Annotated in this window: 12 protein-coding genes; 4 read left to right on the top strand and 8 right to left on the bottom strand. The window is 39.2% G+C overall.

The features are described 5' to 3' along the window. From ACQY4U_RS09825 to ACQY4U_RS09810, 4 genes are all read right to left on the bottom strand, one after another. Positions 1 to 2,598, bottom strand: a complete 2,598-nt coding sequence (locus ACQY4U_RS09825; RefSeq protein ID WP_428329217.1) for a DUF3857 domain-containing protein — start codon at positions 2,596 to 2,598, stop codon at positions 1 to 3. 78 nt (positions 2,599 to 2,676) lie between these two features. Continuing rightward, positions 2,677 to 3,561, bottom strand: coding sequence for a helix-turn-helix domain-containing protein (locus ACQY4U_RS09820; protein WP_428329216.1), 885 nt, complete (start codon positions 3,559 to 3,561; stop codon positions 2,677 to 2,679). A 30-nt stretch (positions 3,562 to 3,591) separates the two neighbouring features. Further along, positions 3,592 to 4,008 carry a DUF1348 family protein gene (locus ACQY4U_RS09815; protein ID WP_428329215.1) on the bottom strand — a complete coding sequence of 139 codons (417 nt, stop codon included), beginning with the start codon at positions 4,006 to 4,008 and terminating at the stop codon, positions 3,592 to 3,594. Between the two features lie 185 nt (positions 4,009 to 4,193). After that, positions 4,194 to 4,733: a carboxymuconolactone decarboxylase family protein gene (locus ACQY4U_RS09810; protein ID WP_428329214.1), complete on the bottom strand. Its 540-nt coding sequence runs from the start codon at positions 4,731 to 4,733 to the stop codon at positions 4,194 to 4,196. Between the two features lie 186 nt (positions 4,734 to 4,919). Between ACQY4U_RS09810 and ACQY4U_RS09805 the strand changes: the two genes are divergently transcribed. From ACQY4U_RS09805 to ACQY4U_RS09795, 3 genes are all read left to right on the top strand, one after another. Continuing rightward, a complete protein-coding gene (locus tag ACQY4U_RS09805; RefSeq protein ID WP_428329213.1) occupies positions 4,920 to 5,105 on the top strand; it encodes a hypothetical protein in 186 nt (61 codons plus the stop codon). 103 nt (positions 5,106 to 5,208) lie between these two features. Further along, positions 5,209 to 6,315, top strand: a complete 1,107-nt coding sequence (locus ACQY4U_RS09800; protein ID WP_428329212.1) for a phosphotransferase enzyme family protein — start codon at positions 5,209 to 5,211, stop codon at positions 6,313 to 6,315. Beyond that, a complete protein-coding gene (locus ACQY4U_RS09795) occupies positions 6,302 to 7,630 on the top strand; it encodes a DUF3472 domain-containing protein (RefSeq protein ID WP_428329211.1) in 1,329 nt (442 codons plus the stop codon). The genes ACQY4U_RS09800 and ACQY4U_RS09795 overlap by 14 nt, the downstream gene beginning before the upstream one ends. A 296-nt stretch (positions 7,631 to 7,926) precedes the next feature. Here the strand turns inward: ACQY4U_RS09795 and ACQY4U_RS09790 are convergent, their stop codons facing one another. Further along, positions 7,927 to 8,874 carry a Smr/MutS family protein gene (locus tag ACQY4U_RS09790; protein ID WP_428329210.1) on the bottom strand — a complete coding sequence of 316 codons (948 nt, stop codon included), beginning with the start codon at positions 8,872 to 8,874 and terminating at the stop codon, positions 7,927 to 7,929. A gap of 303 nt (positions 8,875 to 9,177) precedes the next feature. Here ACQY4U_RS09790 and ACQY4U_RS09785 point away from each other — a divergent pair, with 303 nt between their 5' ends. Beyond that, the gene (locus tag ACQY4U_RS09785; protein WP_428329209.1) at positions 9,178 to 11,055 is read left to right on the top strand and encodes a M1 family metallopeptidase; all 1,878 of its coding nucleotides are present in this window, start codon (positions 9,178 to 9,180) and stop codon (positions 11,053 to 11,055) included. A gap of 106 nt (positions 11,056 to 11,161) precedes the next feature. Here the strand turns inward: ACQY4U_RS09785 and ACQY4U_RS09780 are convergent, their stop codons facing one another. The 3 genes from ACQY4U_RS09780 to ACQY4U_RS09770 all read right to left on the bottom strand — a co-directional run bounded on the left by ACQY4U_RS09780 (position 11,162) and on the right by ACQY4U_RS09770 (position 13,193). Next, a complete protein-coding gene (locus tag ACQY4U_RS09780) occupies positions 11,162 to 11,548 on the bottom strand; it encodes a YtxH domain-containing protein (RefSeq protein WP_428329208.1) in 387 nt (128 codons plus the stop codon). 151 nt (positions 11,549 to 11,699) lie between these two features. Further along, the gene (locus ACQY4U_RS09775; RefSeq protein WP_091380246.1) at positions 11,700 to 11,894 is read right to left on the bottom strand and encodes a cold-shock protein; all 195 of its coding nucleotides are present in this window, start codon (positions 11,892 to 11,894) and stop codon (positions 11,700 to 11,702) included. A 162-nt stretch (positions 11,895 to 12,056) separates the two neighbouring features. Further along, positions 12,057 to 13,193, bottom strand: coding sequence for a GAF domain-containing protein (locus tag ACQY4U_RS09770; RefSeq protein ID WP_428329207.1), 1,137 nt, complete (start codon positions 13,191 to 13,193; stop codon positions 12,057 to 12,059). Between the last annotated feature and the right edge of the window lie 559 nt (positions 13,194 to 13,752).

The following is a 13,752-nucleotide window of genomic DNA, read 5'->3' as shown; positions in this document are numbered from 1 at the left end:
TTAATCTTTTAATTGTTGCTGCTCATCGCTTATGATGGTATCGGGCTGCTGATAGGTGTAATTGTATGCCGGGTAAGGAACAAGAAAGGTTTGCTTAACCCGGGTTGATTTTTTGAAGTACGAGATCCACACTACCCCAATTATAAATGACCTTGTAATTGTTGTAATGTATGAATCAGGCACCTTAAGGTGGCTTACCGAAGCCACAAAAGCATAATCAGCCACAAAAAAAGAAGTGGCAAATATAAAATAGCCAATAATGTATTTAGGCAATATATCTCTCCGGTTTAGTAGCAGTATCAAACAAAAAACAGCATAACACATTAATACTGTTTCGCCTGCAACCTCAAATATAACCTGCGCCTTTAGGGAGTTGCCATAACGATAGGCGCCAAGGTTATCCCACACAGATACTTGTAAATACCGGGTATTTACAAATGCCATAATAACAGTTACAGGTGTTACAAAAAGGCCAATAGCAACCAATATTAACCAGCCCCCAACCGATATAAATGAATTACCATAGGTAAAAACTAAAGGCGGTGTTTGCTGGTGATAAATACGGTACCCCACAAAACCAAGTAACAGCACTATTAAAAGCACCATGTTAAGCATCCACTGGTTTACATCGGTATTATTGCTTGATGAGCCACCCGGACTATAGCTGATAGAATAAGAAAGGGCATTGTCTGAAAGCTCTTTAATATCTTTTTTAAATTCAGCAAGCTTATTAACGGGGATAACGCCTTTTAAATAAGCAAACTGATAATTAAGGGTAAGAGTATTACCCGATGCTGAATAAGCCGATGAAAAGCGGTAAGCATCCCTTGAAATTGAATTATGGGCATCGGGTATATCCCATCCTGATTTCAGGATCACTTTAACCGTATAATCCTCATTAAAAGGATAATTTACAGATATGGGCGTTTTAGTTTGGTTAGTTATATCGGGCAATTGCTCTTTTATGCCGTTGGCGTAAAAGCCGGCCTCGTACTTGCCCGATACAGAGTCTTTTTTAAAATAGTCTGTGATCTCATATTTTTCAATGGTTGTCAGCTCATTCTTATCCTCATTATCAATAACCACAACCGAATCTTTTGATTCTATTTTATTATAGATACCTGAATAATACTTGAGGTAATTTTTTTCTGTTTCGGCCATCCCTGCAGAGGCTAACCTATACCTGATCTTATCGGCCTGATTTAATGTATAGGTTGTTTTTACCTCAAATTTAACCGGCGATTTCTCATCCTTTATGGTGAATTTATCTTCGCAAACTATTTTACCGGTCTTACTATCCGGAATAACTGCTAATGCATTGTTACCCGGTTTAAGCACCAGCCCCTTGCCATAGTTGGGGAAATAAATAGCTGTACCCGCTCCGCGCTGATAGCTGATGGTGGCATCAACCCAAACCGGCTTGCCATTTACTTGTGCAACAACAACAGCATGGTCAAAAACATTGTTAGCGGGTATGAATGTTCCAATATCGCCACCGTTTGAATTTACCAGCACCATATTGGCATCAATACCATTGGCCCTGAGCATAGAAACCAACAGCAATGATTTATCCTTACAATCGCCATAACGCTGGGTAAATACCTTTTCGGGATTATTGGCCCTGTGCGAGTACTGCCCTATCTCAATGCCCATGTACCGCACTTCGTCCTGCACGGTTTTAACTGCATTTCTAAAATACTTTTCCTTATCGTTCCCAGCATCCAATTTTAGCTTTGCAATGCGTTCGGCTAATTCGCCTTTTATATCTGTTTTGGCCGGGTTGATGCTTTGTGCCCAATCATTAACCTCGGCCCAACTATTGTAATCACTTACCTGCACATAGGCACGGGCATCGTACCAGCCGGGTTCGTTTTCATCATACAGCGCAGGCTTTATCTGGAAGTCTTCCCACTCGTATTTTTTTGATCCGCCAACATCAGTTATGCTTGGCTTTGAAAGCTCATTAAATGCCTTCATATTCAGCTTATGCTGTGCCGAAACAATAAGTGCAGCGTATTGGTGTGCAACGGTTTGGTAGCTTTGCAGGTAAAGAAAACCGCAAAACTTATTGTTGAAGATAGGATTACGACCCGTTATGGTATATGAATATTCAATCCTATCGCCTTTGCGGATATCATCTAAAATACAAAGGGCGGAGTAAGTACCCTGGTAAATGAAGTTTGAAAGGTCCTTTTCATCAGCCAGCACTTTAAACGCCGATACCTTTAAACGGTTTTGCGATTTGCCATCGCGCCATACTGTAACTGAATGAAAATCTAATTTTTCAAAAGCCGGGTCAAAACTCACGGAAATTTCTGATCCGTTCTGAATCCCTGTTTCTGAAACAATTTCGCGAATGATGTGGTGGTAGTCTGCCTGTTTTTCAACCTCAACCTGGTGTTCAATCAAAGCAAAAAAGTAACCGTCCTCAACGGTGCGTAATGCGGGCTTTTTATCGTACGGCTTACAAATGCTGAGCCAGCTTGGCTTGGGCGATAGATGTACAACCGGCTGCGCAGCATGTGCGGCGGTAAAACTTAAAACAATAATTATAAGGTTCAGGATAAATTTAGCAACCCTGTAAAAACATTTTTGCATACAGGTTATGAAAATAACTAAAGCAGATGGATTTTTACTGATTATTTTAAATTTATAATGCGCTATATATACTTTTAGCTATAAGCCCACCTCCGCTTTTCCAAAGCCTACAGTTTCGCGAAAAACTTGCGGCGATACATCTGCATTATTTTTAAAAAACCTGCTGAAATAATATTCATCATCGTACCCAAGCTCAAACGCTATCTCTTTTACCGGTTTATTGGTTAGGTAAAGTTCGCGTTTGGCTTCAATCACTATCCTTTCAGCAATCATATCGGTTATGGTTTTGTTGAAATGTGTTTTAGCTAATTTAGCCAAAGCCTTTGCCGAAATATTTAGCATACTGGCATATTCACTTGCCGAATGTTTTTGTTTAAAATGCTCTTCAATGGCATCCTTTAAGTTTTGCAGGATAAAAGGCTGCTCGGCAGTGCTTTTTTCTATCTGCGGATGCTGCCCTGTTTTTAACCTTGCTGCCGTTATTAAAAATATTTTAAGGTACGATACCAACAACTCATACTGTGCAAGCACAGGATTTTGCATTTCGGCCTTTATTTGCTCAATCAGCATCCTAAAGGTAGCATCAGCCTTTTTGTCAACACTAATAAATGGTGGCTGGTAAATATTATTGAACAAAATGCCATTGCAGGCAACCTCCTTATGGTGCTTATAGATACAAAAAAAGTCGGGGTGAAAATTTAAAACCACACCTTCAATTCCGGTATCGGTAGTTATCATATACGGCTGATAAAGCGAGAACGTAAGCAGCGTATTTTCTTCAAAGTCGTATTCGCCAAAATTAGTTTTCAGTTTACCCCTGCCTTTGGTTACCCAAACAAGGGTATAATAATTATGCCGCTGCAAATGGTCAAAATAACTATCATCGTCAAACCAAAATAGTTTAAACCCCAGGTTTCCGTTTTGCGGATTTATTAACGTAAAAGCTGTTTGTATATTAATCATTTGTAAAGGGTTGCGTGCCTGGGCATTGTGTTAAAGCAATTTACGGTCGGCCTCATTAATAGGCATATCATTAATACTGGCTATTCTTTTTTGCATGTAGCCATTTTCATCAAACTCCCATAATTCGTTCCCGTAGCTGCGGTACCACTGCCCCTCATCATCGTGCCACTCATATTGAAATGTTACCGCCATCCTGTTTTCGCGGAAACCCCAAAGCTCTTTCTTTAACTTATAATCGAGTTCCTTTTCCCATTTTGCTTTTAAAAACTGTTTTACTTCTTCGCGGCCATTAATAAAATCAGTACGGTTGCGCCATTCGGTATCAATGGTATAGGCTAAACAAACCTTTTCAGGGTCGCGGGTATTCCAGGCATCCTCAGCGGCCTGTACTTTTTGTAGCGCTGTTTCCATATTAAAAGGCGGCAGCGGGTATCGTTTATTTTCCATAATTTAAAATGATGAAATCTTTGATAAAATTAAAATATTGTTTGATGCCAATGCTATAGATTAATAAAACCTGACTTAAAACCAATGCTACTGCTGGTAACAAGAAGAAAACTTATACCTTTTATATTTATCTGTATCTTTTGTATAAGATTTCTTCTTTTTTATCTTTTCAGCATCAAATGAAATTAATTAGCTTCAACCGCAGGGAAATCAACAACCGTATTTGCTGTGTTATTAAAGTAATTAGTTAAAATATTTAATGCTACGTGGCCTACTATTTCAGCAATTTCGCCTTCGGTAGCACCTGCATTTTTAACGGCATTAACATCCTCATCACTAACCATTCCTTTTTTAGCAAGCAATTGAGCAGCAAATTTTAAAATAGCAGCAGTTTTAATATCGGCAGCCGCACCACTACGTGCATTTTTTAAGGCCGATGAATCAATATGAACCAGTTTTTCGCCAATAAATGAATGTGCTGCCACACAATAATCACAGTTATTATTTGATGAGATAGCGAGTGCCAGTAACTCGCCGGTTTTTGCACCCAAAGCGCCATGTGCCAGCGCACCGCTAAAGGTTAAGTAACCTTCTAATAAAGCCGGTGAATTACCCATTGTACGCATCATATTTGGCACCATGCCTAATTTACCTTGTATGGCGGTAAAAAGTTCTTTTGTTTTTCCGGTAGCTTCTTCAGGGCTTATTGCTTTTAAACGTGTCATTTTGTTATGTTTTTGTTCGTCGTTATTGACAATACAAATTTGCACAGTTGGCATAGCGGATAACATGGATGAAGCACGCAAGTTGATGGACAATTTTTCCGGCAAAGGAGATAGGGTGCCCCTGTTTTTAAAACATTAATGCCTTTATTTACTTATAAAGTTATATTTGATAAAAACCAATATAACATGGCACAAAAAGTAATAACCGTAAATATTAATGTTTATGAGCAATCGGTAACAAACCGCCATTCGGCTTATGAGATTGGCGCTGTGAACAGATACCTTGACGAAGGCTGGGTAATAAAACAAACCATGCACAGCCCTACCGCCGCCCCAAACTGGACTAACATTACTTTTATACTGGAGAAGTAAGGCCCGGTATCAAACATTTCATTTTTTAAATAAAGCCCAACCTTCGTTGGGTTTTTTGTTTTTAATCAGGGATATTTACCCTACAAAAAACAATTGACCTAAGTTGACAGACCTGACCATTGCCCATTTACTTTCTAAATTTCAAATCAGCGGGCAAATAATTTCGGCCCTGCCATTTGGTTCGGGGCATATAAATGATACTTATCGCATTACCACAAACAGCGGCAATACCTATTTACTACAACGCATCAATCACTTTGTATTTAAGGATGTACCCGGTTTAATGAACAACCTGGTTTTAGTTACGCAGCACCTGCGCAAAAAACTCCTTGCTATCACTGCATCAAACCCGGATAAACAAGTATTAACCCTTATTAAAACTAATACGGGAGCTTATTATATTAAGGATGATGAAGGCAATTACTGGCGTGTTTTTAATTTTTTGAACGACACCAGGAGTTACGACCAGGTATCAACAGAAAAACAAGCTTATGAGGGTGGTAAGGCTTTTGGGCGCTTCCAGTCTTTACTGGCCGATTTAGATCCGGCATTGATGGTTGAAACTATCCCAGGTTTTTTAAATATTGAATACCGGCTGCAAAACCTGGATAAAGCAATAGCGGCAGATAGCGTAAAACGACTGCCTGAAGTTTCTGCCGAAATAGCGTTTATCAACCAGAGAAGAACACAAATGGGCCGCATATTAAAAATGGGTCGCGAAGGAGAATTACCGCTGCGCATAACGCACAACGATACCAAATTTAACAATGTATTGCTTGATGAAAATGACCATGCCCAATGCGTTATTGACCTGGATACCGTAATGCCCGGCTACCTTGCCTATGATTTTGGGGATGCCATACGTACCATTATTAATAACTCGCCAGAGGATGAAGCCGATATAGATAACATAAGCCTTAACATACCGCTGTTTAGCGCTTATGTAAAAGGATATTTACAGCAAACAGTTGGCCTGCTAACCGAAACTGAGGTACATTCGCTGATTGAGGGGGTGTTGCTGTTACCTTATATGCAGTTTGTAAGGTTTTTGACAGACTATCTGGAGGGTGATATTTACTATAAGATCTATTCGCCACAGCATAACCTGCAACGTGCAAGGGCACAATTTCAGTTATTAAAAAAACTGGAAGAAGCTAAAACAACCCTGAACGATATCATTATAAGCACTTATAAAAATGAAATTCAATAAAGCCTTTATTTGTATCCTGTTTTTTGCCATACCCGGTTTTAGCATAATTGGCTTTGCTGCCAGCAATAAATATAACGGCATAAAAGCAACAGTTACTGACAGTCTGATAACCATTCCGCTTGGTGGTAATGCATGGCGCGTAGCAAAAGACACCACAGGCGGCGACATCAATGAAAAAGGCATTGTTAACTGGACTGATAAGCAAGTGAGCTTTACGGCTTACGTTAGGGTTGCCAGCAAAGGCAAAATAAAGCTTTGGCTAAATCTAAAAACCGATGGTAAAAGCACTATAGCTGTATCGGCATTAAAGGCGACTAAAACTATTGCTGTTAGCGGCAATAATTTTAGCGATCATTATGATGGTGAATTTTTGGCGACGGATACCGGGTACATTGCTATACAAATAAAAGGCATTAGTAAAACCGGGAATACTTATGCTGATATCAGCAGTATAAAATTATCAGGCACTGCAATTGATGCTAAAACAGCTTATGTAAAAAACAACGAGGGCCAGTTTTTTTACTGGGGACGAAGAGGCCCATCGGTTCATTTAGGATATGTATTACCTGATAAAATGAATGCCGAGTGGTTTTATAATGAAGTTACTGTACCTGTTGGTAACGATGTATTAGGCTCCTATTTTATGGCCGATGGCTTTGGGGAGGGTTATTTTGGCATGCAGGTTAACTCGCCTACCGAAAGGCATATCCTGTTTTCGGTATGGAGCCCTTTTAAAACTGATAACCCTGGACAAATTCCCGAAGATCAAAAAATAGCCATGCTGAAAAAAGGGACTAATGTACATACCGGCGAATTTGGTAACGAAGGCTCGGGCGGCCAAAGCTATATGCTGTATAACTGGAAAGCCGGAAACACTTACAGTTTTTTGCTGCATGTAAAACCCGATGGCAATAACCATACGGTTTACACCACCTGGTTTTTTGCACCTGTGTTAAACCAATGGCAGCTAATAGCCAGCTTTAGCCGCCCGCAAACCAATACGTATTTACAGCACCTGCATTCGTTTTTAGAAAATTTTGAACCGGAACAGGGAACCATAACCCGCAAGGTTATGTTTAATAACCAATGGGTGGCTGATAGCAGCGGCAAATGGACCGAACTTAACAAGGCCCGTTTTACTATTGACAATACCGGCGCTAAAGGCTACAGAATGGATTATGCCGGTGGTATAATGAATGGTGCTTTCTACCTTAAAAACTGCGGCTTTTTTAATAATTACACCAAGCGGAACACCATATTTGAACGCCCATTAACAGGCAAATCCCCAGATGTGGATTTGAGTAAGCTGCCGTAACAAGGTTAAAGACACAATGTATTATGTCTACATATATACAGGGTGATTATTCAAGTTCATCACCTTTCTATTTACCCTGTAAAGTTCGGGATTGCTTCGTACCTCGCAATGACGCGCGGAGGGTGGCATCCTTAACTACTACCTCGTCCTTGCGGGGAGGAACGACGAAGCAATCACCTATACACAGGGCGATTATGAAAGTTCATCACCTTCTATTTACCCTGTAAAGTTCGGGATTGCTTCGTACCTCGCAACGAGGCACGGAGTAAGGCGCCTACTTCTACCTATACACTACCCTATTTCAACATTACCTTGGTTGCACCGTAACCAAACTTTTCTTTACGGGCATCCATAAAGGTTTGTATTTTTTGGTGCTTGGCTAATATCTTATGGATCTCGTGCCTCAAAGTGCCATTGCCCGATCCATGGATAAATATAATCTCCGGCAACTGGTGTACAATAGCAGCATCAAGCGTTTTATGAAAATGCTCCAGCTGAATGTTCAATATCTCGCCACTGTTAAAAAACTGGTGATCGTTGCGCAGCTTTTCAATGTGCAGGTCTACCTCGTTAGTTGGTTTGTCAACAATGGCTTTTTCTTCGGATGTTTTAAAAAAACTTTCCTTCAGCTTTTGGGCATCAATTATTAGTTCGGGCTCATCTAACTGAATCAACCACCCAGCCTGGTTTAATAAGGCTATCTGTTTCTTAGCACCCGCGAAATCCTTCGCCTTAAATTTTTCTTCAACAATTAAGGGTTTGTTTGGCACTGTATTCTGCTTGGTATGATATACAGCATTAAAAATGAACTTTGGCCAAAGCTGCAGATCAGCCAATTGTGCCGAATATATTTTAACTGCCGATTGCGGCGCAACTATCCCCGCAAATTCACCCTTAAAAACCTGAAGTTTTTCGATAGTTAAAGATGCCAGCAACTGGAACGAGGTTTCATTTACCAAGTGGAAATGAACTACAGAGTTAGCTTTAGGATCACTAACCACGCCTAAGTAAACACCTTTGGTCTTAAACTCCCCGGCAATAACCGGTTCATCAGTTACGGTACTGCTTTTTTCTTTGCCCTGCGCATCATAACCGTGTACGGTGGTAACCTTACTTGCCAATACCGGGATCTCAAAATCATCCTCGCCGGTAACACCTATCATTTGCTCATCAATAATGCGGGTTACAAAGCCCTCCATTTTCTCGTCCACAAAACGCACAAAATCGCCTAATTTATATTTCATTATAGTATTACTCTGATTAAAGCCTGCAAGTTAGCCCTAAGAATGGTGAGAATGATTATCCGGGGCAAAAAAAAACCACCCGCCCAAAGGCAGATGGTTTAGAAATTAGTTATTTAATACCCCTATTAAAATAACTGGTGCAAAGTAAAAAAATATTTATCGTACTGCAAATAGAATTTACGTAAAAATTAAAAAAATTGTAACATCATACCTATTCTTTGTGTCATACAATACTGAAAATTCTAATTAATTTTACGCCATTGGCTTTATCACAATCAATTTCACAAACAAAAACTGACCCTAATGTTTAAATCAATTATTTTTGGTGCCTTTTGCTGCCTGGTTTTAGTGCAGGCGCAGGCACAAAACCTGTATATGCCCCGCGATATTCAGCGTGCGTATAAAAAGGACACCCGATCGTTAGATGGTAAGCCCGGTAAAAACTACTGGCAAAATCATGGCAAGTATACCATCTCAATTACAGCCTTACCGCCAGACCGTACCGTAAAGGGTGTTGAGCAGATTGTTTATTTTAACAACAGCCCCGATACTTTAAAAAGGCTGAATATGAAACTGATATTAAACGTTCACCGCCCGGGCGCTGCAAGGTTTGGCCCAACCGGCGATGATTATTTAACTCCCGGCGTACAGGTTGATTCGATATTTGTAAACGGCACCAAAAAAAGCTGGAATAATAAACAGGCAGCAGGTACCAATCAGTTTGTGAGCCTGCCTAAGCCATTAATGCCGCACGATTCGGTAAAGCTTAATATTACCTGGCATTTTGAAATATCAAAAGAAAGCGGCCGCGAGGGTATGATTGATTCAACCACCTATTACCTGGCTTACTTTTACCCGCGCGTGTCTGTTTATGACGACTATAACGGATGGGATACACTTCCATTTTTAGATGCACAGGAATTTTATAACGACTTTAACGATTATACCCTAAATGTTACCACCCCCAAAAACTATATTGTTTGGGCTACCGGAACATTACAAAACCCAAAAGAGGTTTTACAACCCGAATATGCTAAAAGACTTGAGCAATCAATGACCAGCGATTCAACTATCCATATTGCTACTAAAGAAGACCTGGCACAAAAGAACATTACCGCTCAAAATGCAACCAATACCTGGACATGGACCGCTAACGATATCAGCGATATGGCTGTAGGGATCAGCGACCATTACGACTGGGATGCTGCAAGTACCGTAGTTGATGATGCTACACAACGCCGCGCAAGCATGCAATCTGCATTTTTGGATAACTCTAACGATTTCCATCACATGGTTCAATATGGCCGTAACTCTTTAAGCTGGTTATCACATAACTGGCCAGGTGTTCCATACCCTTTCCCTAAAATGACCTCGTTCCAGGGTTTTGCTGATATGGAATATCCGATGATGGTTAATGATAGCCATACGGACGACCTTGCCTTCTCGCAATTTGTTCAGGACCATGAAATAGCGCATACCTACTTCCCTTTCTATATGGGTATAAATGAAAGCCGTTATGCTTTTATGGACGAAGGTTGGGCAACTACATTTGAATTATTGATAGGCACTGCCGAAGTTGGTAAAGAAAAAATGGAAACGCTTTACAAACAGTTCAGGATCAATGGTTGGATCCACGATGCAGCAACTGCCGAAGATCTGCCAATTATCACCCCATCAAGCGAATTAAGAGGCGGTTACGGAAATAACTCTTATGGTAAACCATCATTGAGCTATTTTGCCTTAAAAGATATGCTTGGCGATGAAATGTTTAAAAAAGCATTGCATAGCTACATGAACAACTGGCATGGTAAACACCCTATTCCGTGGGATTATTTTAACTCAATGAACAGTGCATCGGGCAAAAACCTGAACTGGTTTTTCACCAACTGGTTCTTTACCAATTATTATATTGATCTTAATTTAAAAAGTGTAGTAAAATCAAACGGTGGTTATGCCCTATCTATCCAAAACATTGGTGGCTTTGCTGTTCCGTTTGATGCCAAGGTAACTTATAGCGATGGTACAACAGAAGCATTTCATCAAACACCTATAGTTTGGCAGTATAACCAAAAAGAAATTACGGTTATTGTAAAAACCACAAAAACCATCACATCAGTAGTGCTTGATGGTGGTATATTTATTGATGCCGATACCAGCAACAATAAATGGACTGCAAAATAATTGTGTTGTAATTGATACACTAACGTAGTGTATGTTTAACATACGTATATAAAAACAAAAGGCCAGCTGTTATAGCTGGCCTTTTGTTTTTATAAGTTAGGATGACTTATGAATTTTGAACCGAATGGTTCAAATCATTTGATCCGTTTTTAACTTTTGTTTTAGCTTCTTCAAACTTGCTTTGCGCATTGTCTTTCAAATCATTTGCTTTTGCCTGTGCTGTATCAATAGCAGAAGCTGCATAATCAGTTACCAAATCGGCAACACCGTTAAATTTTGCACGGGCCTTATCATATGCATTATTGCTATATTCCTTTAAGTTACCCGATGCTGATTGCGCTTTATCTTTAGCGGCATCAACTAAATCATTAATATAATCGGCAATACCATCTCTAACTGTTTCGCCTTTTTCAGGAGCAAGCAATAAACCTAATGCCGCACCAGCTGCCGCGCCTATTAAAAGTGCAGCTATAACTCTTGTCTGATCTTTCATATCCTTAATTTTAATTATTTAGATGAATATACAGTTACAATAACAATGCCAGCCTTTTGTTTGAAGATATTTAAATTACAAACCTTTTTTCCATAAAAAAAGGCATCCACTTGATAGTGAATGCCTGATACGTTTAATGATTATATTATAATTAAATAACTTTTACATTTACCGCGTTTAAACCTTTTCTTCCGTTTTCTACTTCAAACTCTACTTTATCATTCTCACGGATTTCATCGATTAGGCCTGTTGAATGAACAAATACGTCCTGGCCACCATTGCTTGGTGTAATAAAACCAAAACCTTTTGTTTCATTGAAAAATTTTACTGTTCCTTCTTTTTGCATTATTTTATTTATTAAAGGTGGCAAGGTAGGCATAATAATCAATATAAAGCAAGTATTTAATAACTAATTACACAAAAGCATAATTAAAATACTGATTATCAATACAATTCCGCAGCGTTTGCTTTTTAGCCATTTAACTGTTGAAACCTTGTTTATACAGATTTATGCCACTATTGAAAGATGGCTGCCTTGTATGGTATCTTCTGAATCTTTTACAATTCCGCGTATTTTTTGATCCAGCTCATTAACGGTCACTTCCAATATATTAAAGTATCCAAAATCTATCGCATCAATTTTCATAAGGTCAATGATCCCCAATAATGAAGCAACCGGCCGCCTTAACTCGTGCGACTGGATAATTGCAATTCGGGTTAAGGCTTCATTTTGTATGCTGATCAATTTTTCGTGACGCTTGCGGGTAGTAATATCAGTAGAGTTTAAGGCAACGCCCAAAACTTCGCCATTGTTATTTTTTACCGGGATGAAAGAGGTTTCTTTCCAGCATTCATGCGCTGTACCGGCCATCATTATCCACTCCCGCTTGGCCGACCGGCCTGATAAGGCCAGGGAAAGGTATTTTGTGAACTGCTTATGCAGCTGCGGCTCGGTATAATCTAAAATATTATCGCCGTTGGTAAGTATCTTTCTGAACAGCGCACTTATAAAAACGGCTGCCGATTTATTAAAAGCCAATATCTGCAACTTACGGTCAACCAAAATATGGGTATCTTTTGAACTATCAAAAATGGCTTTCAGCTTTATTTCTGATTCCTGAATTGATATTTTTTGCTCGTGGGTTGTTTGATGCTGTTTGGCCAGCGATTGCAGGCTCCAATGAAGCTCCATCAGGTTAATTACCTGTTTTGATAGTATGGTTAGCGCATTTTGCTGCTGCTCATTTAATGTTTTAGGCTCAAAATCAATTACACATAAACTGCCTATGGCAAAACCATCATTTGTGGCCAATTTACTGCCTGCATAAAATTTAATATTGGTATCACCATAAACAAGCGGGTTATCTTTACTGCGTTCATCATTTTCAGTATCAGTAATAATCAATATTTTATCCTGCTTAATGGTATGGTTGCAAAAGGCTACTTCGCGGCTGGTTGTAGTTATATCAATACCAAAGCTGGCCTTAAACCATTGTGTATCTTCATCAAGCAAGGTTACCAGGCCTACGGGTGTATTACATATTTGCGCGGCAAGCCGTACAATATCATTCAGTTCTTTGGTAATATTGTCTTCGAGGTGTTTAAATCTGTTAACAGCTTCCAACCTTTTTATTTCGTAGTCCATGTATAACTTTTGGTATAAGCTGTAGATTAAATTTATAGCTGAATTATTAATTCTATCCTGATACTATTTATCAAAATCAATACTTCTACGATATAAATTATTTTTTGTTATAATATCTTGCTGTATTATAATACCAAAAGCACTATTTATTATACAAAAGCATAAAGCATTGTACAATACTTTTCAAAATGCTCGACAGAAAAAAATTTAAAAAACAATTGGGGTACGCGCTTCAACAACCAATTGTTGGAGTTATTGATTTTTGTGAGGGGATAGCGCTTGTTCGTTTTCATCGGTAATCTTTTTTTAACAGACATCAAAACAGTAAAAAAGCCCTTTAGCAATGCTAAACGGGCTTCGCTGAATTCACATCGACCTCACAGATCACTCCATCGCAACATCCTCGATCTTTCAGCAATACCTCAAATATTTTCAACCTGCCTATCGGCCTGATTATTAAAACCTTTGTTGTCAGTCTGTTTTATATAAATACGATGAACCCGACATTTCAGATTTATTACCGCGCGATTTTATTTAAATGTATTTTTGCCCGAAACAC

It is taken from the genome of Mucilaginibacter sp. (genome assembly GCF_965277465.1).
Classification (GTDB): domain Bacteria; phylum Bacteroidota; class Bacteroidia; order Sphingobacteriales; family Sphingobacteriaceae; genus Mucilaginibacter.
The sequence above is the reverse complement of the archived record's forward strand: the minus strand, read 5'-3'. Positions and strand labels throughout refer to the sequence as shown.

Coding starts and splice junctions, on each gene's coding strand:
- ACQY4U_RS09820 (WP_428329216.1), bottom strand. CDS start 3,561: ATGATTAATATACAAACAGCTTTTACGTTAATAAATCCGCAAAACGGA.
- ACQY4U_RS09775 (WP_091380246.1), bottom strand. CDS start 11,894: ATGCAAAAAGAAGGAACAGTAAAATTTTTCAATGAAACAAAAGGTTTT.
- ACQY4U_RS09810 (WP_428329214.1), bottom strand. CDS start 4,733: ATGACACGTTTAAAAGCAATAAGCCCTGAAGAAGCTACCGGAAAAACA.
- ACQY4U_RS09780 (WP_428329208.1), bottom strand. CDS start 11,548: ATGAAAGATCAGACAAGAGTTATAGCTGCACTTTTAATAGGCGCGGCA.
- ACQY4U_RS09785 (WP_428329209.1), top strand. CDS start 9,178: ATGTTTAAATCAATTATTTTTGGTGCCTTTTGCTGCCTGGTTTTAGTG.
- ACQY4U_RS09815 (WP_428329215.1), bottom strand. CDS start 4,008: ATGGAAAATAAACGATACCCGCTGCCGCCTTTTAATATGGAAACAGCG.
- ACQY4U_RS09795 (WP_428329211.1), top strand. CDS start 6,302: ATGAAATTCAATAAAGCCTTTATTTGTATCCTGTTTTTTGCCATACCC.
- ACQY4U_RS09790 (WP_428329210.1), bottom strand. CDS start 8,874: ATGAAATATAAATTAGGCGATTTTGTGCGTTTTGTGGACGAGAAAATG.
- ACQY4U_RS09825 (WP_428329217.1), bottom strand. CDS start 2,598: ATGCAAAAATGTTTTTACAGGGTTGCTAAATTTATCCTGAACCTTATA.
- ACQY4U_RS09770 (WP_428329207.1), bottom strand. CDS start 13,193: ATGGACTACGAAATAAAAAGGTTGGAAGCTGTTAACAGATTTAAACAC.
- ACQY4U_RS09805 (WP_428329213.1), top strand. CDS start 4,920: ATGGCACAAAAAGTAATAACCGTAAATATTAATGTTTATGAGCAATCG.